The organism is Micromonospora sp. NBRC 107095, assembly GCF_030269705.1.
GTDB classification, from domain to species: domain Bacteria; phylum Actinomycetota; class Actinomycetes; order Mycobacteriales; family Micromonosporaceae; genus Micromonospora; species Micromonospora parva.
Genome location: NZ_BSTU01000001.1, coordinates 1,392,740 through 1,417,496, shown reverse-complemented (window position 1 = coordinate 1,417,496; position 24,757 = coordinate 1,392,740). Strand labels below are relative to the sequence as shown.

25 protein-coding genes and 1 tRNA gene are annotated in these 24,757 nt (G+C 71.5%); 13 read left to right on the top strand and 13 right to left on the bottom strand.

Annotated features, from left to right (window positions below):
- Positions 1-98: 98 nt before the first annotated feature.
- Positions 99-689: an oligoribonuclease gene (gene orn / locus QSK15_RS06705; protein WP_036411320.1), complete on the bottom strand. Its 591-nt coding sequence runs from the start codon at positions 687-689 to the stop codon at positions 99-101.
- A gap of 72 nt (positions 690-761) precedes the next feature.
- Here orn and QSK15_RS06700 point away from each other — a divergent pair, with 72 nt between their 5' ends.
- Positions 762-2,045, top strand: a complete 1,284-nt coding sequence (locus QSK15_RS06700; protein ID WP_285793372.1) for a glycosyltransferase 87 family protein — start codon at positions 762-764, stop codon at positions 2,043-2,045.
- A 193-nt stretch (positions 2,046-2,238) separates the two neighbouring features.
- On the opposite strand, the gene QSK15_RS32590 is transcribed toward QSK15_RS06700, so the two are convergent.
- From QSK15_RS32590 to QSK15_RS06685, 3 genes are all read right to left on the bottom strand, one after another.
- Entirely contained in the window at positions 2,239-3,270 is a 1,032-nt protein-coding gene (locus QSK15_RS32590; protein ID WP_377632998.1) for a hypothetical protein, read from the bottom strand.
- A 150-nt stretch (positions 3,271-3,420) separates the two neighbouring features.
- Complete coding sequence (locus tag QSK15_RS06690; RefSeq protein WP_285793371.1) at positions 3,421-4,164, bottom strand: YcnI family copper-binding membrane protein; 744 nt, start codon at positions 4,162-4,164, stop codon at positions 3,421-3,423.
- Positions 4,165-4,181: 17 nt separating this feature from the next.
- The gene (locus QSK15_RS06685; protein ID WP_285793370.1) at positions 4,182-5,849 is read right to left on the bottom strand and encodes a copper resistance CopC/CopD family protein; all 1,668 of its coding nucleotides are present in this window, start codon (positions 5,847-5,849) and stop codon (positions 4,182-4,184) included.
- Between the two features lie 171 nt (positions 5,850-6,020).
- Here QSK15_RS06685 and QSK15_RS06680 point away from each other — a divergent pair, with 171 nt between their 5' ends.
- From QSK15_RS06680 to QSK15_RS06665, 4 genes are read left to right on the top strand one after another with little or no spacing between them, the layout of a single operon-like run.
- Positions 6,021-6,611, top strand: coding sequence for a sigma-70 family RNA polymerase sigma factor (locus tag QSK15_RS06680; protein WP_030331211.1), 591 nt, complete (start codon positions 6,021-6,023; stop codon positions 6,609-6,611).
- 32 nt (positions 6,612-6,643) lie between these two features.
- Positions 6,644-7,165, top strand: coding sequence for a MauE/DoxX family redox-associated membrane protein (locus tag QSK15_RS06675; protein ID WP_285793369.1), 522 nt, complete (start codon positions 6,644-6,646; stop codon positions 7,163-7,165).
- Positions 7,158-7,874 (top strand): DsbA family protein, encoded by a 717-nt coding sequence (locus QSK15_RS06670; RefSeq protein ID WP_285793368.1) that lies wholly within the window; start codon positions 7,158-7,160, stop codon positions 7,872-7,874. Before QSK15_RS06675 ends, QSK15_RS06670 begins: the two co-directional genes overlap by 8 nt.
- Complete coding sequence (locus QSK15_RS06665; RefSeq protein ID WP_285793367.1) at positions 7,871-8,983, top strand: hypothetical protein; 1,113 nt, start codon at positions 7,871-7,873, stop codon at positions 8,981-8,983. The genes QSK15_RS06670 and QSK15_RS06665 overlap by 4 nt, the downstream gene beginning before the upstream one ends.
- On the opposite strand, the gene QSK15_RS06660 is transcribed toward QSK15_RS06665, so the two are convergent.
- Genes QSK15_RS06660 through QSK15_RS06645 form a run of 4 tightly spaced genes read right to left on the bottom strand, consistent with a single transcriptional unit; the run spans position 8,967 to position 11,666 of the window.
- The gene (locus QSK15_RS06660; protein WP_285793366.1) at positions 8,967-9,725 is read right to left on the bottom strand and encodes an energy-coupling factor ABC transporter ATP-binding protein; all 759 of its coding nucleotides are present in this window, start codon (positions 9,723-9,725) and stop codon (positions 8,967-8,969) included. The genes QSK15_RS06665 and QSK15_RS06660 overlap by 17 nt on opposite strands.
- On the bottom strand, positions 9,722-10,492 hold the full coding sequence (cbiQ, locus tag QSK15_RS06655; RefSeq protein WP_210859349.1) for a cobalt ECF transporter T component CbiQ: 771 nt from the start codon (positions 10,490-10,492) through the stop codon (positions 9,722-9,724). The genes QSK15_RS06660 and cbiQ overlap by 4 nt, the downstream gene beginning before the upstream one ends.
- A 14-nt stretch (positions 10,493-10,506) precedes the next feature.
- Entirely contained in the window at positions 10,507-10,953 is a 447-nt protein-coding gene (locus QSK15_RS06650) for a PDGLE domain-containing protein (protein ID WP_285793365.1), read from the bottom strand.
- Positions 10,950-11,666 carry an energy-coupling factor ABC transporter permease gene (locus QSK15_RS06645; RefSeq protein ID WP_285793364.1) on the bottom strand — a complete coding sequence of 239 codons (717 nt, stop codon included), beginning with the start codon at positions 11,664-11,666 and terminating at the stop codon, positions 10,950-10,952. The genes QSK15_RS06650 and QSK15_RS06645 overlap by 4 nt, the downstream gene beginning before the upstream one ends.
- A 182-nt stretch (positions 11,667-11,848) precedes the next feature.
- On the opposite strand from QSK15_RS06645, the gene bcp reads away from it, so the two are divergent.
- From bcp to QSK15_RS06625, 4 genes are all read left to right on the top strand, one after another.
- Complete coding sequence (bcp, locus tag QSK15_RS06640) at positions 11,849-12,325, top strand: thioredoxin-dependent thiol peroxidase (protein WP_210859345.1); 477 nt, start codon at positions 11,849-11,851, stop codon at positions 12,323-12,325.
- Positions 12,326-12,424: 99 nt separating this feature from the next.
- Positions 12,425-13,282: an HNH endonuclease signature motif containing protein gene (locus tag QSK15_RS06635; protein WP_285793363.1), complete on the top strand. Its 858-nt coding sequence runs from the start codon at positions 12,425-12,427 to the stop codon at positions 13,280-13,282.
- Positions 13,268-13,350: transfer RNA gene (locus QSK15_RS06630), tRNA-Leu, on the top strand. Before QSK15_RS06635 ends, QSK15_RS06630 begins: the two co-directional genes overlap by 15 nt.
- A gap of 80 nt (positions 13,351-13,430) precedes the next feature.
- Positions 13,431-13,958 carry a GNAT family N-acetyltransferase gene (locus tag QSK15_RS06625; RefSeq protein WP_285793362.1) on the top strand — a complete coding sequence of 176 codons (528 nt, stop codon included), beginning with the start codon at positions 13,431-13,433 and terminating at the stop codon, positions 13,956-13,958.
- Between the two features lie 4 nt (positions 13,959-13,962).
- On the opposite strand, the gene QSK15_RS06620 is transcribed toward QSK15_RS06625, so the two are convergent.
- The 3 genes from QSK15_RS06620 to QSK15_RS06610 form a co-directional block, all read right to left on the bottom strand.
- Positions 13,963-14,955, bottom strand: coding sequence for an expansin EXLX1 family cellulose-binding protein (locus QSK15_RS06620; protein ID WP_285793361.1), 993 nt, complete (start codon positions 14,953-14,955; stop codon positions 13,963-13,965).
- A 111-nt stretch (positions 14,956-15,066) separates the two neighbouring features.
- Positions 15,067-15,885: an MOSC domain-containing protein gene (locus QSK15_RS06615; protein ID WP_285793360.1), complete on the bottom strand. Its 819-nt coding sequence runs from the start codon at positions 15,883-15,885 to the stop codon at positions 15,067-15,069.
- Between the two features lie 4 nt (positions 15,886-15,889).
- On the bottom strand, positions 15,890-16,723 hold the full coding sequence (locus QSK15_RS06610) for an O-methyltransferase (protein ID WP_285793359.1): 834 nt from the start codon (positions 16,721-16,723) through the stop codon (positions 15,890-15,892).
- 140 nt (positions 16,724-16,863) lie between these two features.
- Between QSK15_RS06610 and QSK15_RS06605 the strand changes: the two genes are divergently transcribed.
- Positions 16,864-17,943: an LCP family protein gene (locus QSK15_RS06605; protein ID WP_285793358.1), complete on the top strand. Its 1,080-nt coding sequence runs from the start codon at positions 16,864-16,866 to the stop codon at positions 17,941-17,943.
- Between the two features lie 121 nt (positions 17,944-18,064).
- On the opposite strand, the gene QSK15_RS06600 is transcribed toward QSK15_RS06605, so the two are convergent.
- Together QSK15_RS06600 and QSK15_RS06595 are read right to left on the bottom strand one after the other, a co-directional pair.
- Positions 18,065-19,522, bottom strand: coding sequence for a sugar transferase (locus QSK15_RS06600; protein ID WP_285793357.1), 1,458 nt, complete (start codon positions 19,520-19,522; stop codon positions 18,065-18,067).
- A gap of 200 nt (positions 19,523-19,722) precedes the next feature.
- Entirely contained in the window at positions 19,723-20,943 is a 1,221-nt protein-coding gene (locus QSK15_RS06595) for an endo-1,4-beta-xylanase (RefSeq protein ID WP_285793356.1), read from the bottom strand.
- 199 nt (positions 20,944-21,142) lie between these two features.
- Between QSK15_RS06595 and QSK15_RS06590 the strand changes: the two genes are divergently transcribed.
- From QSK15_RS06590 to QSK15_RS06580, 3 genes are read left to right on the top strand one after another with little or no spacing between them, the layout of a single operon-like run.
- Positions 21,143-22,741, top strand: coding sequence for a lipopolysaccharide biosynthesis protein (locus QSK15_RS06590; protein ID WP_285793355.1), 1,599 nt, complete (start codon positions 21,143-21,145; stop codon positions 22,739-22,741).
- A 31-nt stretch (positions 22,742-22,772) separates the two neighbouring features.
- Positions 22,773-23,804, top strand: a complete 1,032-nt coding sequence (locus QSK15_RS06585) for a glycosyltransferase (protein ID WP_285793354.1) — start codon at positions 22,773-22,775, stop codon at positions 23,802-23,804.
- Positions 23,801-24,745, top strand: coding sequence for an NAD-dependent epimerase/dehydratase family protein (locus QSK15_RS06580; RefSeq protein ID WP_285793353.1), 945 nt, complete (start codon positions 23,801-23,803; stop codon positions 24,743-24,745). Before QSK15_RS06585 ends, QSK15_RS06580 begins: the two co-directional genes overlap by 4 nt.
- The last annotated feature ends 12 nt before the right edge of the window (positions 24,746-24,757 follow it).

Genomic DNA, 24,757 nt, shown 5'->3' with positions numbered 1-24,757 from the left:
GCCGTCGCCCGGTCGATCGCTCCGGGCGGGGTGCGGACCAATAATAGCCACACCCCAGCCAGGCACGTCCAGCGGGTTGCCGGTCGGCACGGCCGGGGTCAGAGTTCGGCGGCGATGGCCTTGGCGGTCTCGACATCCGGGCCGGGCAGCGGGACGAAGACGGTGCGCCGGTAGTACTCCAACTCCCGGATGCTCTCCCGGATGTCGGCCAGCGCCCGGTGCGCGAGACCCTTCTGCGGCTGACCGAAGTACACCCGGGGGTACCAGCGACGGCAGAGTTCCTTGATCGACGACACGTCGATCATCCGGTAGTGCAGGTGCGCGTCGAGGCGGGGCATGTCCCGGGCGATGAAGCCCCGGTCGGTGGCGATCGAGTTGCCACACAGCGGAGCCGTACGCGGGTCCTTCACGAAGCCGCGGACGTACTCCAGGACCAGGTCCTCGGCTTCGGCGAGAGTGACCGCCGAGCGGCGGACCTCTTCGGTGAGGCCGGACTTGGCGTGCATCGTCTGCACGATCTCCGGCATCCCCTCCAGCGCCGCCTCGTCGGCGTGGATAACCACGTCGACACCGTCACCCAGCACGTTGAGGTCGGGATCGGTGACCAGTGCCGCAACCTCGATCAGTTTGTCCCTGCCGAGGTCCAACCCGGTCATCTCACAGTCGATCCAGACGAGGAGATCAGCCACCGGGACAGCCTACGCGCAGCCCACGCCCTGTGGCTGCGCGCTCTCGGCGGACCGGACCGCTAGGGTTTCGGGGTGCCAGCAGAACCCGTCGCACCGCCCGCCGTCACCGAAGACGATCCCGGTGGTCGTACGGTCCGTCGCCTGGTCGCCGTGGTGGCGCTCGGTGCCGTGCTGCCAGCGCTCTACCTGCCCGGCCTCGTACACAACTTCTTCGATCTCAAGATCTACATGTCCGCGATGGACTGGTGGCGGGTCGGCCACCCGCTCTACGACTACGTGCAGCCCGACCGGGTGCAGGGTGAGCTGTACTTCACCTACCCACCATTCAGTGCGCTGCTGCTGTGGCCGTTCGGCCTGCTGCGGCTCGGCGCGACCGTGGCGATCTTCACGGCGTTGACCGTGTTGGCGGTGGTGCTGACCACCCGGTGGCTGGTGATGCCGGTGATCGACCGACACGGCCTGCCCCGAACGTTCACCCTGGTCATCGCCGTCCTGCTGGTGCTGGCGGTGGAGGGCATCCGGGAGACGATCACCTTCGGCCAGATCAACATGTTGCTGGTCGTGTTGATCCTGGCCGATCTGCTGTTCGCGGTACCACGGGCGCGACGCTGGGCCGGGGTGGGCGTGGGGCTGGCGACGGCGCTCAAGCTCTTCCCCGGCATCTTCATCGTGTACCTGCTGGCCACCCGGCGGTGGCGGGCCGCCGCGGTGGCGAGCGCGACCGCTGCGGCGGCGACCCTGCTGGCGGCGGCGATCGCCCCGCGCGACTCGTGGCGGTTCTGGACCCACGAGCTGTGGACCACCGAGCGGGTGGGGCGCACCGACATCGTCGGCAACCAGTCGCTGTTCGGCCTGCTCAGCCGGTTCACCGCCCCGGAGAAGCCGGACCGGCTGCTCTGGCTGCTGCTGGTCGCCGTGGTCGCCGGCTACGGACTCTGGCGGGCCGCCCGCGCGGCCCGGGCCGGTGACCCGTTGACGGGCCTGACGCTGACCGGGCTGGTCGGTTCCCTGGCGAGCCCGATCACCTGGACCCACCACATCTACTGGTTCGTGCCGGCGGTGGTGCTGCTCGCCGACGCGGCGTTGAGCGCCAACCGCCCCGACGAGGTACGCCGGCGTCGGTGGCTGGCCGGCCTCGCGTTGGGCATCACCGCCCTGACCATCTACGGCGTGGTGACGTTCCAGGCCTGGGGTGTGGCACCGGTCCGCACGCGTGACCCGTTGGATTTCCTCCTGCAGAACACGTACGTGCTGCTCAGCCTGCTGCTGCTGGTCGCGTTGCCGGTGCGGTCGAGGCTGGGTGCGGAAAATCGCACCAATTGGACACACCTCCCGAGTAGCCATGATCGGCGCTAACCTGTCCTCATCTACCTCAAGCGTCGCTCGGGTAGCACCGATCCCCCGGTGAGAGTGGCCCTCCGCGTCGGCAGCGCGGAGGGCCACTCGCCGTTTCACCCGCCGCGACCGGCCGCCCGCCAAGATCGCCAGCGGCCGGGCCGCCACCCGCGGGGCAACGCCACCCGGCGAGGCCCGGCCACCAGCAGGGCCGTCAGCCGGCCGGATCGCCATCGGGCCGGCCGCCAGCCGGTGGGGCCACCACCGGTCGGGCCGTGGGCTCGTCCGCGTCGGCCGGCGGCCAGGCGAGGCTCAGCGTCACCTCCGGCGGCCGGGGCAGCCGTACCGGCTCGTCCAGATCGGCGAGGGTGGCCGGGCGGGCACCGATCGCCGATCGGGACCGCTCCGCCGCCCCGGCACCGACCGGGGTGAGCTGACGTGCCGGCAACGGCTCGGCCGGCTCCGGTTTCCGGGGGCCCAGGCCACTGAGGGACGTGACCCCGAGGCGGCCGGCGAGCACCGGCACCTGGTCCGGCTCGACCACGAAGATCACTTCGCGCGGGCGTAGCGGTCGCAGCAGGATCAGCACTGCGCCCACCACCAGCAGCACGCCGACCGCCAGCAGACCCCAGGCGGCCGGACCGGTCCACCCGACCTGCAACTCCGCGCGCAGGTCCAGAGCCAGGTCGGCACCGCCGTCGGGGCGCATCACCACCAGGCTCATGGGTTCGCCGGCGAGGTCGTCCGCGCTCCACTCCAGCGAGCCGATTCCCTCGCGTACCCAGAAGGGCCGACCCAGCGGCGTGACCAGCCCGTCGGCCGTCGCGGCGCCCGTGCGGTCGGTGCGCGGGGTGTCGATGGCCGGTCCGGCCGGGTCGAGCCGGACCGGCAGCGGCCCCCGGGCCAGTGCCATCCGGCGGACCGTGGCGTGCGGCACCGTCTCCAGCCAGCCACGCACCTCGGCGGCGGGCGCCAACCCGACGAACGCCGGCCCGCCGGTGGTGCGGGCGTCCAGGTGAAGCCGGGCCTGTGCGGTACGCGCGAAGGGCGCCTCCTGTCGCAGCAGCCGGTCGAGGTCGGTGACCACCACCGCGTGACCGGGCGTGCGGACCGTTTCGAAGCGGGCGGCGAAGACCCCGCCGGGGTCGGCGTGTCGGGTCACCAGCCACAGCCCGCCACCGGCGAACAGCGCCGGAATTCCCACAACCAACAGCAGCATCCCGGCGATCGCCCGCACGAACCGCATCCGCACCGTCCCCCTCCGTAGCCAAATACCCGGCCGACCTTACCGACGTAGCCCGCCTGATCAGGGGATATCCACGGCACGGCCGACTCCGACTGCGGAAAGCACGCTGGCCCGCCGGATGATCCGGCGGGCCAGCGGGTCACTCAGGGGTCAGGCCTTGGCGACCGGCTCCCGGCGGGTCCGCGTGAACGCCAGCCCACCCAGCACCAGGCCGGCGAGGCCGGCGACGAGACCGGCCACACCGAGGCCGACCGCGAGCCCGTTGCCGTCGTCGTCATCGTCATCGTCATCGTCGGGCGACGCGACAGCTGCGGTCGGCGCGGCCGAACCCGACGGCGCGGCCGCGGCGGCCAGGGTGAGCACCGGAGCCGGGTGGTCCGGCTCCTCGGCACCCGCCGCCACCGGTTCGTCGATCCAGCGCGAGATGTTGCCGTCCGAGTAGGTCTGCAGGGTCTTGAAGATCATCGAGTCGACCTGCGGCAGCGGCCCCAGCGACACCGGGAACTCCTGGAACTGCCCCGGCTTCACCCCCGCGTCACCGGTAGCCGTCCAGGTGATCTTGGAGACCGCCTCGGTGAGCTGACTGCCGTGCACCTCGATCGGCGGGTCCACCTTGCGCTTCTCCGTGGCGACCGTCCAGCCGGGCACCGGCATCGTCGACACCGAGCCGACCGGAGCGTTCTCCGGCAACACGACCTCCAACTTGGTGGTCGACGCGGTGTCGCTCTCGTTCGGCACCCGGAACGCCACCCGGGCGTAGCCGCCCTGGGTCGCCTCCTTCGGGTTCACCGTGACGTGCGCGGACGCCGGCCCGGCGAAGCCGAGCACAGCGGTGGCGGCGGCGGTGAACGCCAGGGCGGCAGCGGCGGTTGCGGTGCGCCGGAATCGGGTCATGGGTTTCGCGAACCTCTCTAACGGATGGGCACGGTGGCGGTCACCGTGGCCTGGTCGATGTCGGTCGTTCGGGCGGTGATCTTCAGCTGCCACTCGCCGGAGGTCGGCATGCTGATGTCGCCGTAGGCGTGACTGTCCGTCAACCGCAGCAACGGCACCTCGATCGGCTCGATCCCGGCCGACGGCAGCGCGACTGTCGCCTTCCACTCCGCGACCAGCAGCGGCTGGTTGTTCTTGTCGTAGGCGTACAGGTGCACCGAGTTGTTGCCCCGCTCGGCCGGGCTCACCTCGACCTCCACTGCCACCAACGGGCTGGACAGCCTGGTGCTGAAGAAGCCCGACTCGGACCCGGCGGACGGGCCGGCCACGGCGGTGCGGGCCGGGGTGGTCTGCACGAGCGTGGCGGACACCGCCAGCACCACCACGGTGACTGCCAACTCCACCAGGACCGCCCGGCGCACCGGCACCGGGCGTTGCGCGGCGACGCGGCTGCGTACCAGGTGCCGGGAGTACGCGGCCACGGCGATGACTATCGCGAACAGCCCGATCTTGGCGAGCAGCAGACGCCCGTACGTGGTGTCGATCAGCGCCCGCGGGGTGGCCACCTCGATCAGCGCCTGGACGGTGCCGGCGAGCAGCAGCGCCGAGACGGCGAGCGCCGCCCAGCGCGACCAGATCGGCAGGATCGCGCCCAACTCCCGTTCGTCCGCCTGACGCAGCAGGAAGACGGCGAGCATCAGCAGACCGCCCAGCCAGACCGCCATGCTGCCCAGGTGGACCGCGTCGACCACCACCGACACGGCCGGCGCCGGGGAGGCCGCCGGGTGCCCGGCCAGCGGCCAGGTCAGCAGGGCGGCACCGCCGAGCACGGCCAGGATGATCGCGTCCGCCCGGCCGGCGGGCCGGGCCAGCAGCGGGCGGAGCAGGAAGACCGACGCCGCCAGCAGGCCGAGCCGGACCAGGTGCGCGGCGCCGAAAGCGCTGCCGAAGACACTGCCGAACCCCTCACCGGTGACGTCGAGGAGACCACCACCGGCGGTGTACGGCACCTGCAACCACAGGTCGGCGAGGGTGGCGAAGGCCACCAGACCGAGGCCGGTCCAGGCCAGCCGGGTCGGCCCCCGCCGGGAGAGCCGGCGCGGCCAGAGCACGGCGAGCACCAACGCCGGCCCGACCAGCAGCACCAGACCCGCGTAGCCGAGGAAACGGGCCACCTTCACCGCCGTCCCCACCACCGGGTTGGCGCGGCTGTCAGTGCCGGAGTCGACGGGCGGGGTCGAGGCGGCGCCGACCGAGTAGGTGAACGCCCCGGAGACCGGGTGACTGTCGGCGGAGATCACCCGGAAGCTGACCAGGTAGGTGCCGCGCGCGCCGCCCGGGTCCACCGGGATGGTCACCACGCCGCCGCTGAACGACGGTTCGCCCCGGTCGGCCCGGGACCCGTCCGGCGCGATGACCCGGATCTTGCCGGGCACCTTGCGGACCGACTCACTGAACGTGAGGACCACCTCGGACGGCCCGCTCGGCACGATGGATGAGGCGGCCGGACTGCTGCTCTGCAGCACCGCGTGGGCGCTGGCGGAGGTGGCTGGCGCGATCAACAAGGCGACGACGGTGACCAGGAGGCCGGCGGCGGCGGCCAGCCGGGCGGCCCAGCGGCGGGGGGCGACAGTCATGCCGGCCATGGTCGCCGATCGGTGTCCCGTTCGGCGACCCGAGGGGGGTGGCCGCGTCGGAGATCGCACGTCATGAACGGGTAGTCGGCCGGGGTTGGGGGAAAGTTCCCGACGTGGCGCAGACCATCAAGGGCCGAACGACCCTGACGCGTCGCCGGGTGCCGCGTAACCTGGTGTGTCGTGATCCCTGTCCCGCGTGACTCCGGTGCCGCCGGTCCGGCGGAGCCGGTCGACGACGTCGCCCGGGACCCGGCAACCGGGTGGGCGTTGACCGCCCGCGACGGTGACCCCACCGCCCAGGCGGCGTTCGTCCGGCTGACCCAGGCCGACGTCTGGCGGTTCGCCGCCGCCCTGGTCGACCCGGACAGCGCCGACGACCTGACCCAGGAGACCTACCTGCGGGCGTTTCGGGCGCTGCCCGCGTTCGAGGGTCGCTCCAGCGCCCGCACCTGGCTGCTCGGCATCGCCCGGCGGGCCTGCGCCGACCACCTGCGCACTGTCATCCGGCGTCGGCGGCTCGACGAGCGCCTGACGGCGAACGCGTACACCGACCGACCGCACCCGGACCCGGCCGGCCAGCTCGGCGCCGCCGACCTGGTCCGCCGCCTCGGCCCCGAGCGGCGCTCCGCGTTCGTGCTCACCCAACTGCTCGGCCTGTCGTACGCCGAGGCCGCCGCCGTCGAAGGGGTGCCGGTGGGCACCATCCGCTCCCGGGTCGCCCGGGCCCGCGACGACCTGGTCGAGGCGGTCGGCGACGCCCTGACCGGCTGACAGTGGAACTTCCGGCGCGGACGGGACGACAAATGAGCGTGACACCTTCCACCCGGGGCGGCCGGTGGCCAGTGGTCCGCCCTTGGCTCGGCATCGCCGCCCGACTCGGCCTCGCCGCCGTCTGGTTGGTCGCCGGCGCGTCGAAGGTCAGCGATCTCGCCGCCTCCGGACGGGCGGTCAACGCCTACCAGGTGCTGCCGTACGACGTGGCGACAGTGATCGGCGCGGCCCTGCCCTTCGTCGAGCTGGCACTGGGCGCGCTGCTGCTGCTCGGGCTGGCCACCCGGCTCGTCGCCGGGTTCTCCGCCGCGCTGCTGGTGGTCTTCATCGTGGGGATCGCCTCGGCCTGGTCGCGGGGGCTGGCCATCGACTGCGGCTGCTTCGGCAGCGGCGGGCAACTGGCGGCCGGGCAGGCACCCAGTTACCTCCCGGAGATCCTCCGGGACCTGGGATTCTTGGTTTTAGCCGGATTTCTGCTGATCTGGCCGCGTACGCCGGTATCGGTGGACGGGTGGTTGTCCGGCGAACCCGTTGTGGAGGACGAGGATGAGTAGTCGCAAGGGGCAGCGGGACGCCGCCCGGGTGGTCCGCGAACAACTGGCCCGCGAACGGCGTCGCCGCCGCACGATCTGGGTCTCCGCCGCCGCGGTCGTCGTCCTGGTCATCGCCGGCGTCGTCGGTTGGGCCGTCTGGTCCAGCCAGCGCTCCGACGACTTCACCACCCCACCCGGCGCCAACACCGCCGGCACCGGCATCGTCACCGGCAACGGTCCGGTCACCGTCGACGTCTACGAGGACTTCCTCTGCCCGGCCTGCAAGCAGTTCGAGCAGACCAGCGGGTCGACGCTCGAACAGCTGGTGGCCGAGAACAAGGCGACCGTCGTCTACCACCCGGTCGCGTACCTCAACCGCTTCTCCACCACCGAGTACTCCACCCGCTCCTCGGCCGCCTCCGGCTGCGCCGCGGCCGGCGGCAAGTACCACGAGTACGCCAAGGCGCTCTTCGCCCAACAACCACCCGAGGGCAGCGCCGGGCTCACCGACGACCAGCTGATCGACATCGGCACCAGCGTGGGCCTCGACCGGGGCTCCTTCGGCACCTGCGTGAAGGACCAGACGTACCGGACCTGGACCGAACACGTCACCGACGACGCCAGCCGGAACAACGTCACCGGCACGCCGACCGTCAGGGTCAACGGTCAGCCCGTCGAGAACCCCACCCCGGACGCGCTCACCGCAGCCGTGGCGGCGGCCGGCAAGTGATCCGTACCCTGCTGGGCCGCGCCGGCCTGGTCGCGGCCGCAGCCGGTCTGGCGACAGTGATCAGCGCGGCGCCCGCCGCCGCACACGGCGCGGACGCCCCGGACGGCACCGACTACCGCACCCGGACCACCGGCGTCGCACCGGCGCGGCCAGGACTTGAGGTACGCGTCATCGAGGCGGGTGCCCGACTGGAGCTGACCAACCACACCGGCCGCACCATCGAGGTCATCGGCTACTCCGGCGAGCCCTACCTGCGCGTCGGCCCGGACGGGGTCTTCGAGAACAGCCACTCCCCCGCCACCTACCTCAACAGCACCATCACCGGGGACACCACGCTCCCGGCCGAGGCCGACCCGGCCGCCGCACCGTCCTGGCGGCGGATCGCCGACGGCACCACGGCACGATGGCACGACCAGCGCGCGCTGTGGCAGGAGTCAGCCCCACCGGCCGCCGTCCGCGCCGCGCCGGAGCGCGAACACCGGGTCCGGAACTGGAGCATCCCGCTGCGCGACGGCACCGACCCGGTGGCGATCGGCGGCACGCTGGACTGGGTGCCGCCACCGGACGCGTACACCTGGTGGGCGGTGACCATCGTGGGGCTGCTCGCGGTGGGCGCGCTCGGCCTGCTCCCCGCCACCGCCCCGGCCGGCACCCGCGCGCTGTCCGCGCTGGGCGTGCTGCTGATGGTCGGCGGCGCGCTGGCCGTCGGCTACCCGGTGGGACGCGAGTTGGACGCCGGCGCCCGGGGCGTGGGTGGGGTGCTGGTCGGGCTGCTGTCCGGGCAGATCTGGACCCTGCTCACCGGCCTCGGCGCGATCGCCGCCGGCTGGTACGCGCTGCGCCGCCGCCCGGCCGCCGACTTCGTGGTCGCGCTCGCCGGGGCCTGCCTGACGCTCTTCGCCGGAGCGGCGAACGCCGCCGTGTTCGCCCGCGCCATCGCCCCGGTTCCCTGGCCGCCGACGACCGCCCGCATGCTGGTGGCGCTCTTCCTGATCACCGGCGCCGGCGCGACAGCCGCCGGCGTCCTGCGCCTGCACGCCGCCTCCCGCACCACCGCGGCAGCACCGCGGGTCGAGACCGCCGAGAGCGGGTCTACGGCTGCGGGGTGAAGCCGTAGGGCAGCTCCAGGCGGTGCTGTGCCAGCAGGGTGGCGTCGTTGAGCAGGGTGGTGGTGGGGGCGTCGGCGACGATCCGGCCGTCGTCCAGGATCACCGAGCGCTCGCACAGCTCCGCCGCGTACGGCAGGTCGTGGGTGACCATCAGCAGGGTCACCGGCAGGCCGCGCAGGATCTCGGCCAGCTCACGACGGGCCGCCGGGTCCAGGTTCGACGACGGCTCGTCGAGCACCAGGATCTCCGGGTGCATGGCGAGCACCGTGGCCACCGCCACCCGGCGGCGCTGCCCGAACGACAGGTGCTGCGGGGCCCGGTCCCGGTGCTCACCCATCCCCACCGCGGCGAGGGCCTCGTCCACCCGGGCGGCCAGCTCGGCCCCCCGCAGACCCAGGTTCGCCGGCCCGAACGCCACGTCCTCCGCCACCGTGGGCAGGAACAACTGGTCGTCCGGGTCCTGGAAGACGATGCCCACCCGACGACGCACCTCGGCCAGGGTGGCCCGATCCGGTGTGACAGTCAGCCCGCCGACGCTCACGCTCCCCTCGGTCGGGCTGAGGATGCCGTTGAGGTGCAGCACCAGCGTGGTCTTGCCAGCGCCGTTGGGCCCGAGCAGGGCCACCCGGTCGCCACGCGGCACGACCAGGTCAACCCCCTGCAGGGCGACGTGCCCGTCCGGGTACGCGTAGCGAACGCCCCGAACGTCCAGCGAGACAGCGGTCTGCACGACACCGATCATGACAGGACGACGGCGGTGGCGGCGATGGAGGCCGCCACCACCGGCACTGTCGCCGCGACCAGCCACTGACCGGCGCTCGCCGCACCCTCGCCCTGCCACACGGCCGGCATCCGCCCGGTGTAACCCCGGGACAGCATCGCCAGGTAGACCCGCTCGCCGCGCTCGAAGGCGCGCAGGAACAACGCCCCGATCCCGGCGGCGAAGCCGCGCAACTGCCACAGGAAGCGCGGGTCGTCGCCCCGGGAGATCCGGGCCACCCGCATCCGCCGCGCCTCGCCCACCAGCACGTCCAGGTAGCGCAGCATGAACGTGGCGATCTGGGTGAGCACCTGCGGGCAGTGCAGCCGGTCCAGCCCCACGATCAGATCCCGGGTGGTGGTGGTCGCGGCGAGCAGCAGCGAGGCGAGCACCCCCAGGGTGCCCTTGGCCAGAATGTTCCACGCGCCGTGCAGCCCGTCCTCGGACAGCCGCAGACCCAGCACCTCGACCCGGTCGCCGCTGCCGAGGAACGGCAGGGCCACGGCGAACAGCACGAACGGCAGCTCGATCAACGCTCGGCTGAGCAACCACCGTGGCCCCACCCGGGCCAGCGCCGCCACCACGGCCACCAGCACCGCGTACGCGCCGAAGGCCCAGAACGCCTCGCGCGGGGTGGCCACCACGGCGATGGTGAAGACGACCATCGCCACGATCTTGACCTCGGGCGGGAGCCGGTGCACCGGCGAGTCCGACTCGCGGTACAGCACGTGCCCGTGACCGGCACCCATCCGCGTACCCCTGCTCAGCTGGCCGTGCCGGCGCGCGACGCCGCCGCGGCACCGTCGGTGGGCGTAGGCACCGTCTCGTCATCGTCGGTGGGCGTGGGCGTCGCCGCGGCACCGTCGGTCGGTGTGGTGCCCCGGCGGCGGAGCAGCCAGAACCCGCCAGCGCCGATCGCGAAGGTCACCAGCACACCGAGCACCCCGGACAGGCCGGTGGAGACGAAGCTGTTCTGCACGCCGCGTACGGCGTAGTCGGCGAGCGGGCTGTCGGCCAACTCGTGGTCGCGGGCCTGCTGCGCCGGGCAACTCCCGCCGACGATGTTGTCGTCGGCGTCGACGGTGCAGCCCTTGAGCAGTGACGAGTCCAACCCGTCCGGGTGGGACGAGGCGTAGTTGCTGACCACACCGGCGAGTAGCAGGGCGACCAGCAGACCGCCGGCCAGGAAGGCCCAGGACCGGTTCTTCATCGGACACCTCCGGCGACCGGGACGGCGGGGACAGCGGGCGTACGCAGGGACCGCAGCGCGTACACCAGGTCGGGGCGCACCTTCGCGACGGTGAGCACGGTGGTGGCCGTGATCAGGCCCTCGCCGATGCCGATGAGCAGGTGGACGCCGGCCATCGTGCCGGCCAGCCCGGCCAGGTTGCCGCCCAGGTCGGTGGTGCCGCCGAGCCAGTACTGCAGGACGAAGCCCTGCGACGCGACGACCACGCTGAGCATCGCGGCGACGAACGCGGTCACGGCCAGACCGGCCCGGGTGCGGGGCAGCACCCGCAACAGCAGCGCGATCAGCGCGTACGCCGCGGCGGTGCCGAGCAACGCCATGTTCGTGATGTTGAGGCCGAGCATCGCCACGCCGCCGTCGCCGAAGATCAGCGCCTGCACGACGAGCACCACTGCCACACAGAGCGCGCCGACCCACGGGCCGACCAGCATGGCGGCGAGCGCGCCACCGAGCAGGTGCCCGCTCACACCGGCCGTGAAGATCGGGAAGTTGAGCATCTGGACGGCGAAGATGAACGCCGCCACCAGGCCGGCCATCGGGGCCAGTCGGTCGTCCAGGTCGCGTCGGCCGCGCAGAACGCAGGCGGTGAGCGCGGCCAGAGCGAGCGCAGCGAAGATCGCTGCCACGGGACCGTCGATGATCCCGTTCGAGATGTGCATCGCCAGTGTCTCCACGCGACCTCCCACGCGTCAGCGGACCCGACCGGGCCGGCAGGGGTCAGCCTATTTCCCAGGCATCGTTGTTGCCAGACTCTTGCAACAAGGCATGGGCTTGATCACCATTCCAGGCCGAACCCGTCACACCCGACGCGTATCGCCGGCGCGGCACCCCCCGGCCCGGCGGTAGGGTCGGGGCCATGACCGCGCCCGACCGCCTCTCCCCCGGTGACCCCGCCCCCGAGTTCACCCTCGGCACCGACACTGGCGACCAGCTCTCCCTCAGCGACCTGCGAGGCCGCAAGGTCGTCCTGTACGCCTACCCGGCCGCGATGACCCCCGGCTGCACCAAGCAGGCCTGCGACTTCCGCGACTCGCTCGCCTCGCTCCAGGCCGCCGGCTACGAGGTCATCGGCATCTCCCCGGACAAGCCGGAGAAGCTGGCGAAGTTCCGCGAGCGCGACGCGATCACCTTCCCGCTGGTGTCGGACCCGGACAAGGCGGTGCTGATCGCCTACGGCGCGTACGGCGAGAAGCAGCTGTACGGCAAGACCGTCACCGGCGTGATCCGCTCGACCTTCGTGATCGACGCCGACGGCAAGATCGAACGCGCGCTCTACAACGTCAAGGCCACCGGACACGTCGCCAAACTCCGCCGCGACCTCGGCCTGGACTGACCTGTCGTACCGGTTCGCTACGGTCCGTCAGTGGTTCGATACAAGTACACGCCCGAAGCGCTCGCCGCCGCTGCCGCCGCCGCCCGCAACATCACCGAGGTGATGCGGTTGCTCGGCGTACGCATCAGCGGCGGCTCGCACGCGCACATCAGCCGGCAGCTCAAGCGGTTCGGCATCGACACGTCACACTTCACCAGGCAGGCACACAACAAGGGCCGCAGTGGTCAACGGCGCACGACATCTGCCCAGCTTCTGGTGATGCTGCCCGGAGGGTCCCGCCGGACGCCGGGCGTGCGGCTGAAGTGGGCGCTGGGCACACTCGGCGTACCGGAGGAGTGCGAGGGGTGTGGGATCGGGCCGGTGTGGCAAGGCGCGCCGCTCATCCTGCACGTCGACCACATCAACGGGAACTTCCTCGACAACCGGCCACCGAATCTTCGGCTCCTCTGCCCGAACTGCCACAGCCAGACCGTCACCTTCGCTGGCCGGCGGAACCGTGCCCGTGACCTCACCGTTCCCATGAGAACGGCGACAGGCAGCGAGGAGCAGCCGTACGAGGCAACAGGTTCCGATCGCAGACCAGCAACCCGGGGTGAACTCCTCGACCTGTTCGGTCGAGTCGACGCGCAACAGATGACGGCCCTCGATGCCGCACGACACCTGGGCTGTCACCCGGCACACCTGTACAAGGTTCGGCGCGGCCTTGAGCAGGAAGGCGTGCTGACACCACGCGCGGACCGCAGCTGGCGTTCAAGGGCTCATCGCGACACGGTGATCGAACAGGCGCTGGCCAATCCGGATGCCGGGCCGAAGCGGCTGTCGGGCATCCTCCGCAACCTGCCCGACGGGCCGTGCAAGGTGAGTCACGGCACGATCTCGACGATTCTCAAGGAGGCCGGGCTCAACACCGTCGGGGCGAGACGTTCTAGACTCACGGAGTTGGCGGGAGTGGCGTAACGGCAGCCGCGATAGGTTTAGGTCCTATTGTCCGAAAGGGCGTAGGGGTTCGAATCCCCTCTCCCGCACAGGTCAACGCAGAGCACGGGCTGTCGGGCGCGTCACTGTCGGGGGTCGCGGGCCTGGTCGTCGGGTCAGGATGGCGGGCGTGAGTCTGCGCTTCGTCCTCGACCCCGACCTGACCCCGCAGCTGCGCGCCGAGATCGTCGACCTCTGGGTGGACGTCAGCAACGCCGGCGGCGCCGTCGGTTTCGTGCCACCGGTCACCGCCGCCGACGTGCACGTCATCGCCGATCCGACCTTCGCCGGCATCGTCGACGGGCCGGACCGGCTGCTGGTCGGCTACGCCGGTGACCGGCTGGCGGCGATGCTGATCTTCGGTGACAACCGGTTCCCGCTCAAGGCGCACTGGTGTGTGGTGAAGCGGGTGATGGTCCACCCGGACACCCAGGGCGCCGGCTACGGCGCGGCCCTGATGACGGAGGCCGCCCGGCTGGGCAGGGTGTTCGGCCACGAGGCGCTGCACGTCACGGTGCGCGACGGGCTGGGGTTGGACAGGTTCTACGCCGGCCTCGGGTACCGGGAGATCGGCCGGCTGCCGGGCGCGTTGCGGGTGGCCCCCGATGACGACCGGGACGAGATCCTGATGTGGCTCGATCTGGCTGTCGCCGCCTGAACGGTCAGCCGGCGCACCACCGGGCGTTCGCCTGGGCCGAACTGGTGGTCGGCGCGGCGGTGGCCGGCGCGCTCGCCTTCGCGACCTCGACCGGGCGACGGGTCGGCGTCGGCGTGGCGGCGGGTCGGTTGCCTGGCGGTCGGGTGGACGCGGCGGGACGCCGGGTGGCCGCCGCCGCGCCGCCGGGTGCGTACATCCGGACCGTGCTGTTCTGCACCTGACCCGGGGCCATCCGGATGCCGCCGACGGTGACCCGGTTGCCGTACACGTCGCTGACCCGGAGGGTGAACGGACCCGGCCCGACGCCGGAGGCGATCAGCCAGTAGTTGTAGTCCTGCCTTGCGGCCGGCTGCCAGGGGTCGCTGTCTCTCTGCCGGACCTCGACGGACCGCAGCGGGTTGCCGTGGTTGCCGACCCGGACGGCGAACCACCACTGCGACGCGCCCTCCTTGATCCGGAAGGTGAGTGGTCCGGGCAGCGGCGGGTTGACGACCGCGCGGTAGGTGACCGGAACGACGCCCTGGACCGGGTCGGCGATCCGGGCGAACGCCTCACGGGACAGGTCGAGGTGGCCGGGCTGGCACTCCGGGCACTGGTCCATGATGAGCACCCGGACGGTGCCCTTCGGGCCGGCGACGTCGAGGAATCCGCCGCAGGCGGCACCGGCGGAGTATTCCGTCGGTCCGAGCGCGACGTAGAGCCGGTTGGCCGGGGCGGCCGGGTTCGAGCAGTTGCCGCCGGCTCCCTTGGAGTCGTAGAAGGTCGCCTTTCCGGTGTGCGTGGCGTTGCCGGTGGGCGGCGCGGCGGCGAGTGTCCGGCCGGCGGCGCAGGCCGGGGTGGATCCGGAGCGTAGGGCGAGGGTGAGCCCGAGCGTCGCCGCGAGGACGGTGACGCCGGTGGCGACCAGCCAGGGCTTCGCGCCGGACGACGGTGCCGGCCGGTCCGCTGGGGGATGGTCCAGGTCGATGGTGATGTCGACAACGCTTCCGTCCGGCACGACGGCGATGCTGCCGGATTCTGGCGCGTACCGACAAGCGGGCTAAGCCAAAGCTAAGACAGCATCGACGGACGGTGATGAGGGCGTGCGGATTGCCGGTTGGTGGCGCGGTCAGGGCGCGACGACGATCGGGGCGCCCACGGTCAGGGGTCCACTGTCGAGCGGTACCAGGTTGAGTCCGAAGAGGAGTTTCTGCTTGACGTTGCGGTGCCGCCCGAGGGTGCGCAGCGGCTCCTTCGTGCGTACCCCGGTCTCCTGGTCGGTGGTGGTCACCACGCAGCGGTCGCACGGCCCGGCGGCCCGGAACAACCGGTCACCGATGCGCAGCGGCCGACCGACCCAGTCGTCCTCGGCCCAGGCCGGCGCGCCGCTGACCACCAGGTTGGGTCGGAACCGGGTCATCGGCACCGGTTCCTCCCCCGCCTCGGCGAGCCAGTCGTTGAGGCCGTCGAGGGAGGCGGCGTTCGCCAGCAGCACCGGGTAGGCGTCGGCGAAACTGACCTGGTCACCGGTGTCGTGTTCGCGGGACCCGGCGGCCAGGTGGCGGGTCGGCTGGGCCAGCCAGACCAACCGGACGGGTCGGCCGAGCAGGGCGTTGAGCCAGTCGTCGGCGTCCTGGCCGGCCGGCAGCGCGGGCACGGGGAAGGCGCGGCTGCGGAAGGTGCGCACCGCTACCGGCTCACCGCCGGCGGGTTCGGGCACGTCGAGGTCGGGCTGCCCGTCGGCGCGCAGCGACAGACCTCCGGGGCGCACCGATGCGCGCAGGCCGACGAGGCGGGTGGTGTCCCGCTGGGTGACGCCGACGCCGTCGGCGTCCACGACCATCCAGCGCCGGTCGCCGGCCAGCCCCCACCGGTGCACGAACGCACCGTCGTGGTCGAGCCGGTGACAACCCTTGATCGGGTACGTGTGAATGGAGGTCAGGCGCACCCGGCTACCATGCCACGCCGATCCCGTCGCCCGGGTACCAGTGGTTGACCGGGCTCTCCCGGTAGGCGAGGAACCGGCGGCCGGTGCGTTCGGCGTGCTCGGCGAGCACGTTGGTGCTGGTGACGTTGTCGGTGAGCAGGATCGCGCCGGGGGCGAGCTTGGGCTCCACGGCGTCGAACTCACGCTTCTCGTGGGCACGGCTGTGGTCGCTGTCGTGCAGGAACAGGTCCACCGGGCGGTCCAGCGCGCCGATCGAGGCGATCGAGTCGCCGATCACCAGGTCGACGACTTCCGACCAGGGCGCGACCCGGGCGAGGTAGCCGGCCTCCGGGTTGATGTCCAGGGAGGTGACCCGGCCGGGGTGCCCCTCCTGCGCGTTGCGCAACAGGGCGGACGCCAGGACGCAGGTGCCCAACCCCTTGTCGACGCCGGTCTCCACCACGTGTGCGGGGTGGGTGGCCCGGACGATCGCGTACCAGCCGACGCGTCGGGCGTAGCGGACCTTCCGGTCGGCGAGGCCACGGCGGGCTGCGGTGGCGGTGGCCTGCTCGATGTGGTGGCGCAGCGCGTCGTCGGACTCGATCTCGGCGACGTAGCCGCGGACCTGCTGCACGGGGATGTCGCAGACGACGCTGACGAACCAGGTCAGGTGGTGGCGACTCAGCTTGGTCAGCTCGTAGGTGTAGTTGTGATGCTCACGGGAGGTGACCAGCCACCGGGCCGAGGCGCGCAGCACCTTGGCGTCGTGGCGGGCGACCCGGGCGAACCGCTTGGGGAAGGCGGCGACGGGCGCGAGCGGGGTACGGGCGATGGCTCGGCGGAGCTTCGTTGCGTCCACCGGAGGTTCATACCACTTCCGCGGGAGCACCGGCAGAGGGAAACGGCGGATGGTGCGCCGTCCGATTTGGGACCCACGTCGCACGATGGTGACCGGACGAGGGTACGCGATCAGAAACCACGTTCAGTAGCATCGCGCCCATGCCACGTCGTGAACATACAGCGGAGCACTGGACGGAACCGAGTTACGGCGCCGCCGGCGGGCCTCAACCGACCGAGGACATTCCGCCGGCCGACGCACCGCCGCGCCGCCGCCGCTGGCGCCGGATCGCCCTGTTCAGCCTGCTGATCTTGCTGGTGCTGGGGGGCAGCGGCATGGTGGCCGGCGGTCTCTACCTGCGGTCGGTCGAGTCGGGTATCGAGCGGGTCGACGCCTTCGACGGCGTGCCCGAGGAGTCGCGCCCTCAGGCGGCCGTCGACGGCGCGATGAACATCATGATTCTGGGCAGCGACTCCCGCGACCCGGAGAAGACGAGCGGCTCGCGTACCGACACGATCATCCTGGCCCACCTGCCGAAGGACCGGAAGAGCGCCCAGCTGATCTCGATTCCCCGCGACACCTGGGTTTCGGTGCCGAAGTCGGCGGACGGCAACAACGGTGGCCGGGACGCCAAGGTGAACGCCGCGTACGCCTGGGGTGGGGTGCCCCTCATGGTGCAGACGGTGGAGAAGTTCACCGGGGTCCGGGTGGACCACGTGACGCTGATCGACTTCGCTGGTTTCAAGGAGATCATCGACGCGCTGGGCGGCGTGGACATCGACTCGGAGAAGAGCTTCACCTCGATCCACGAGCCGTTCCGCACCTTCAAGAAGGGTGTGCAGCGGATGGACGGCGAGGCGGCACTGGACTACTCCCGCCAGCGCAAGCAGTTCGCCGACGGTGACTTCGCCCGGATCCGCCACCAGCAGCAGGTGATCCGCGCCATCATCGACAAGGCCTCCTCGGGCGGCATCCTCACCAACCCCGGCAAGTTGAACAGCTTCCTCAAGGCCACCTCGAACTCGGTCTCAGTGGACAAGGAACTGTCGCTGTTCGACATGGCGACGCAGATGCGTGGCGTTCGCGGCGGCAACATGACCTTCGTGACCAGCCCCACCAAGGGCACCGGCCGGATCGGCTCGGAGAGCGTGGTGTTGGCCGACAACGCCCGAGCCAAGACGTTCTACGACGCGGTCCGCCGGGACTCGGTCGCCGAGATCGTCAGCCTCGGCAAGAAGTAACGACCTGGGCCGGCGCGGGACCCGCCGGCAGTCGAGACACCAGACGGGCGGCGGCCTCACGGCCGCCGCCCGTCGCTGTGTGTCTGTGGTCCTTCCGGGAGCCCCGGTGTGACCGGGTGGGTCAGTACGCCCCGCGCCGGGCCAGCACCACGCTGGCCGTCTTCCAGAGGATGGCGAGGTCGTACACCAGCGACCAGTTGTCCACGTAGTGCAGGTCCAGCCGGACCGCGTCGTCCCAGGTGAGGTCGGAGCGGCCGGAGATCTGCCAGAGGCCGGTGATGCCCGGCCGCACCAGCAGCCGCCGACGGACATCACCGCGGTAGTCGTCGTCCTCGGTGGGCAGTGGACGCGGCCCGACCAGCGACATCTGCCCGCGCAGCACGTTGATCAGCTGGGGCAGTTCGTCGAGGGAGAGCGCCCGCAGGTGCCGGCCGATCGGGGTGACCCGGGGATCGTCCTTCATCTTGAAGAGCAGGCCGTCGCTCTCGTTGCGATGCTTCAAGGTCGCCAGCCGCTGCTCGGCGTCGGTGTACATGGTCCGGAACTTCCAGACCTTGAAGGCGCGTCCCTCGTGGCCGATGCGGGTCTGCCGGAACATCACCGGCCCGGGATCGTTGATCTTGATGGCCAGCGCGATGGCGAACAGCACCGGGCTCAGCAGCACCAACCCGACCAGCGCGGTCACCCGGTCCAGCACGCTCTTGGCCAACAGGGAGAGACCGGAAATGGTCGGCTCGTCCACATTGAGCAGGGGAAGGCCCTCGATGGGCCGGACGTGGATGCGAGGACCGGTGACGTCGGTGACCTGGGGGACCACCACCAGGTTCAGGCCGGTGCCCTCCAGCTGCCAGGCGAGCTTGCGAAGCTCGTACGACTCCAGGCTGGCCGGGCCACAGACCGCGATGGTGTCCGCGCCGAGTTGTTGGACCAGCGGCACCAGGTCCCAGCCCACGTACACCGGCACCGGGGCGTTCACCCGCTCGCCCGGACGGGGATGGTGTGGCAGGTGGATGGCGATCGGGTGCAACCCGGCCCCGTAGTTGCGGGTCACCACCTCGTGCAGCGCGAGCGCGTCGACGAGGCGGCCCACCAGCAGCACCTTCTGCGACGCCCGCCCGGTACGCCGGATCCGCCGCAGCACCACCCGGGCGGCGAACCGAACCACCAGTGTGTAGAGCAGCAGGCAGACGATGATGGCCGCGACAGTGGCCCGGGACAGGTCCTTCTTGAAGCCGAGCGCCAGGAACGAGACAGCGGCGGCCATCGCCAGGCTGGCCCGGGCGACCCGCTTGAGTTCTTCGGTGCCCAGCCCGAGCGCCCGCTGGTCATACGCCCCGGAGGCGACGAGCAGGAGCAGCCAGCCCACCGGGACGCCGACGAAGGCCGCGAGGCTGAAGGAGCTGACGTTCCCGAGCACCCGCTGGTCCCAGAAACCGGCGTCGGCGTCGGCCAGCAGGGTGACGACCGTCCGGCTGGCGGCCAGGGCCGCGAGTACGTCGAGCAGGACCAGCCAGGCCACGTAGCGGCGACGCCAGTTGGCCCGAGGCGCGACCGGTCGGGCGAACACCGACCGGGCCATGCCGTTGGACGGAGGCGTGATCACACCGAGGTCGGGGTCGAAGCTCGGTCTTTGCTGCGACGAGACAGCCGTGAGGAATTGCGTGTGTGCGGACACGACCTTCCTTTCCCATGTCGCCCCCGTCGGGAGATCGCGACGTGCACCCTATGCGTCCATGCCACGTCGTGCCTAGTGGCGGTTCGGGTCCTTCCTCAGCCGGATCAGTTCGGTGATGCCGACTTCCGGGCACTCAACTCCTGGGCGAGCGCACCGTGCGCCGGCTTCGGCGCGAACTCCTCGTCGAAGATGCAGGCGGCGCCGTACCCGGGATAGTGCGAACCGATCCAGCTGCTGACGTCCGTGAAGCCCCACAACGTGACCGATTCGCAGGTGGCGACGGCGAGACAGGCCTTGAGCATGTGTTGGTAGAGCAGCGCCTGGTCCAGCAGTTTCTGGGTGGTGACCGGCAACGGAATCCGTACGTCCAGTTCGGTGATGGCCACCGAGACGCCCAACGCGGCGAAGCGGCGCAGGTTTCCCGTCGCGTCCTTCGGCGGCGCCCCCAACCGGATGTGGCTCTGGAAGCCGACCCCGTGCACCGGCGCGCCACCCGCGCGCAACTCCTTGACCAGCCGCAGCAGGCCGTCGGCCTTACGGGTGCGACCCTCGGTGCCGTAGTCGTTGATGAACAGTCGGGCGTCCGGGTCCGCCTCGTGGGCCCAGCGGAACGCGTCGGCGATGTAGCGGGGGCCCAGCTTGCGCAGCCACAACGAGTCTCTCAACGACCCGTCCTCGGCGAGCACCTCGTTGACCACGTCCCAGGCCCAGATCTTGCCCCGGTAGCGGCTGACGACTGTGGTGATGTGCTGCTTGAGCACGGCGCGCAGTTGCTCGGGCGACCAACTCTCGGCCACCCACACCGGAGTGTTGCTGTGCCAGAGCAGGGTGTGACCGTAGACCGCCTGCCCGTTGGCCTTGGCGAAGTCGACAAACTGGTCACTGGCCGACCAGTCGTACACGCCGCGCTCCGGTTCCAGGATCGTCCACTTCATCGCGTTTTCGGACGTGACGGCGTTGAACTGACTCGACAGCGTCGCGCGGTACCGCGCGTCCGAAGCCAACATCTGCCCGTTGACGGCGGATCCGATCCTGACGTTCGGCGGCATCAGGTCCCGCAGCGCCGGAGGACCCGGGGTTGGCGACGGCTGTGCGGTGGGGGCGGCGACCGACTCGACCGGGCCCACCCCGCGGTCCCAGCCAAAGTATGCTGCGCAGGCGACGAGGACCAGCACCACCACCGACAGCACCACCACACGAGCCCGGGGCAGCCGTGACATCGTGCGGTCGACCGATGTCGGCACCCGCGATGGCGACACCGGCCAGCCGTCGTCCGTTCGGACAACGGTGCCCGTCGCGGCACCGGCGCGGACCTCTTCGGTCATTAGCATCCCCAGACAGAAGTAGCGACGCAGCATGACGAGGCCCAACTGATGCGCCTGATCGATCCTACGACCCTCGACCATAAGGGTCCGCCCGCCTGTCGGCTGACCTCCTCGGCGCCGACGTTGCCGTGCAGGCCGACCGCAGCCAGCGTTCATCCCCGGTCGCGCCGCGACCCATAGAGACATCGGCGGTCTGACAGTGCAGCACGGTCATCCCATCAACGGCAGCGCGGCACGCCTGCGGGATCCGGGGGTCCCACCGGTCGGCGGGGCAACCGGCGGCGACGCCGCGCGCGGTGTCGCCGCGGTGCCCCCACCGAAGCCCCCGGTTCGTGGTGGTTCCACCATCGTGCGCAGCGGCGCGCTCTCGATGCTCGCCCTGGTGGCGGTGGGCGCGACCCGTCTGGTGCACGGCTCACTCACCAGCCATGCCACGGACCGCGCCACCTACGGGCTGGTCGGCATCATGCTGGCCGCGAGCATGGTGGCCAGCCTGCTGCTGCCCGGCGGCGTCTCCAGCGGCCTGTCCAAGTTCGTCGCCTTTCATCGTGGCGCCGGCGACCTGCCCGGGGCCTGGGCCGTACACCGGTTCCTCTCCCGGCTCGGCCTGACGGCCTGCCTGGTGCTCGGCGCCGCGACGGCGCTGGTGGTGCAGCGGATCTACGACCTCGGCGTCGTGGACACCCTGACGCTCGCGGTGTTGACAGCCACCTACTCGCTCTACACCGTGGACAAGGCGGCCATGTACGGCCACGGCCTCGTCCCCCAGTACGCCCGCATCGAACTGGCCACGTCCGCGCTGGCGGTGGTGACCACCGTCGTGGTGATCGCCACCGGTGAGACCGCCTACCTCCTGCCGCTCTGCCTCGGTTACGGCGTCTTCGTCGCACTGTGCCGGCACCAGCTGCGCGCGCACCGTCGGCGGGAGGGAGTGCCGGCCGGTGGCCGGTTCGACCGACGCGAGGTCGTCACGTTCGCCGTACTGGGCAGCATCGGCACGCTGGCCAGTGCCGGTTTCCTCCAGACGACCCAGCTTCTCGGCGGTCACTTCGCGGACCCGTCCGAGGTGGCCTACCTGGTCGCGGCCGTCGCCCTGATCGCACCGCTGTGGTTCCTGCCCCGGGCGCTCGCGTTGGCGCTCTTCCCGGCCATGGCGGGGGCTCAGGGCGCGGGGGACACCACAGCGGTACGCCGACAGGTGGACGCGTCGACGCGTGCCCTGGCGGTGACGATGGCCCCAGTCTTCGTGGTGGGTCTGCTGGCCGCGCCCCTCGTGTTGGGCCTCTTCGGCGGCCAGGAGTACGCCGCCGGCGCCACCGTGCTGCGCGTCATGCTGTGCGCCGCCTTCCTCGGCATCCTTCAGGTGCCGTCGGTGAACGCGCTGGCCAGCGGACCGCTGACCCAGGCCCGGGTGCCGGTGATCTCCGCCGTGGTGGGCTGCCTGATCGGGCTGGCCGTGGTGGTGGCCGCGGCCCGCTCGATGGGTGCCACCGGGGTCGGCATCGGCTACCTGGTGGGCACCGCCGTCACCGCGACCATTCCGGTCGTCGCGGTCTGGTGGCTGCACCGGCTCGCCTGGACGATGACCCTGGTCCGGAGCATCGCCCTGGTCGTGGTCGCCGCGCTGGTGACCCGCCTGGACGTCATGCAGACCTGGTCGTGGACCGCCGCCGGGGTGACCCTCGCCGGGTTCGTCGTGGCCGGGCTCGTGCTCAGTGGTGACATTCGCCGGCTGCTCGTCCTCGCCCGCAGCCACCGCCGCGGTTCCGCGTCCACCCCGGTCACCACCGCCGTCTGACCCGACAGAGCGTCTGAAGAAAGAGAACAGCGTGAACGAGACGTCCGAGCAGTTGTCCCCACCCCTCGCCCAGCAGCGCACCCTGCGGATCCTGGCGGTCACGAACCTTTGGCCGGAGCAGGGCAGCTACCGGGGCATTTTCGTGCAGCGACAGGTGTCCGCGCTGCGCGCGCTGGGCCACCACGTCGATGTCGAGGTGGTCGCCCAGTCCCGCGGCAAACTGGACTACCTCACCGCCGCCAGTCGGATCCGTCGGCGCGCCCGGGCCGGCGCTTACGACATCGTCCACGTGCACTACGGGATGACGGCACCGGCGGCGCGGCTCGCTGGTCACCCCGCCCGGGTGCTGTCGCTCTACGGCAGTGACGTCAACGCCCCCCGCCAACGTTTCATGACGAAGCTGGGCTGGGGTGGCACCCGGGCCCGGATCTACGTGTCCCGCCGGCTGGCCGAGACGGCCGGTGACGCCGCCGGTCATGTGGTGGCCAACGGGGTCGACTTCCAGCTGTTCCAGCCCGGCGACCGGTTCGCCGCCCGGCAGGCACTCGGCATCGCCCCCGACGCCCGGGTGGTGCTCTTCGGCGCCGACCCCGGTCGGCCGGTGAAGGGCTACGACGTCTTTCGTGACGCGCTGGCCGAGCTGCGGCGCCAGGACCCCTCGGTGCAGGAGCTGATCCTGTCCGCGCCGGGTCAGCCCGAGGCCGACCTGGTCCGCAAGTACGACGCGGCCGACGTCATGCTGTTCACGTCACGGCCGGGCAGTGAGGGCTCCCCCACGGTGGTCAAGGAGGCCACCGCGATGGGCCTGCCGGTCGTCACCGTCGACGTCGGCGACGTCGGCGAGGTGCTGGCCGACGTACGACCAGGAGCCGTCGTGCCGTTCCCGGCCGGTCCGTTGACCGGGGCGGCCCGCGACCACCTGGTGTCGGAGCTGGCCAACCGGGTCCGCGAGGTGCTGCACCACGGCGTACGGGCGAACGGGCGCGAGCGGAGCAGCTGGCTGGACGAGCGTCTGGTCGCGCAGCGGATCGCCGAGATCTACCGGTCGGTGCTCGGGTCGTGAGCACCACGCTCGTGACCGGGTCGCACGGTTGGGTCGGCACCCACCTGCGTCGCCTGGTCGCCGCCAACGGTGAGCGGGTGGTCGGGCTGGGTCGCCGGCCCCGGCAGCCCGGTCCAGGTGAGACCTACCACCAGCTGGACCTGCACGATCCGGCGGCGGTCCGCGCCCGGCTCCAGGCGGTACGCCCCGACGTCGTCTTCCACCTGGCCGCGACCCTCCCCCAGCGGGGGGCCGGCGGGGCGGACGTGGTGGCCGATGCCGTGCACACCACCTACACCCTGTGCCAGGAACTGCGCCGGGTCGACACCCGGTCGGGCCGGCCGGCGCGTCTCGTCCTGGCGGGATCCTCCGCCCAGTACGGCGCGGTGCCGCCGGAGCTGAACCCGATCACCGAGCAGACGTTGCCCCGGCCGGTGGGCGCCTACGGTCATGCCAAGGCGGCCGCCGAGTCGCTGGCCCTCGCGCTCGGCGCCGACGGGCGGATCGCGGTGGTGGCCGCCCGTCCGTTCAACCATGTCGGCCCCGGCGAGGACGGTGCCACGGTAGCCGGCTCGCTGGCCCGACGGGTGGCTGACGTGCTGGCCGGGCGCGCCGACCGGGTCCAGGTCGCCGACCTCGACGCGGTGCGCGACTTCACCGACGTCAGGGATGTCGCGCGGGCGTACGTCGAGCTGGCGGAGCTGGGCAGGGCCGGTGAAATCTACAATGTCTGCTCGGGTTCCGGGGTGACCGTCCGGCGGGTCCTGGAGATCCTGCTGGACCTGGCCGGGCTGGACTGGTCCGTCGTTGACGTGGTCGCCGGGCGCAGCGACCTCCGCTGCCAGGTCGGTTCGGCGGCCAAACTCGCCGCCGAGACACCCTGGAAGGCTGAGACGCCGTTGCGGGATAGCCTACGTGGCCTGCTGACAGAGTTGGCAGTGCCGGCCGGAGCCGGCCAATGAATGACAAGGAGA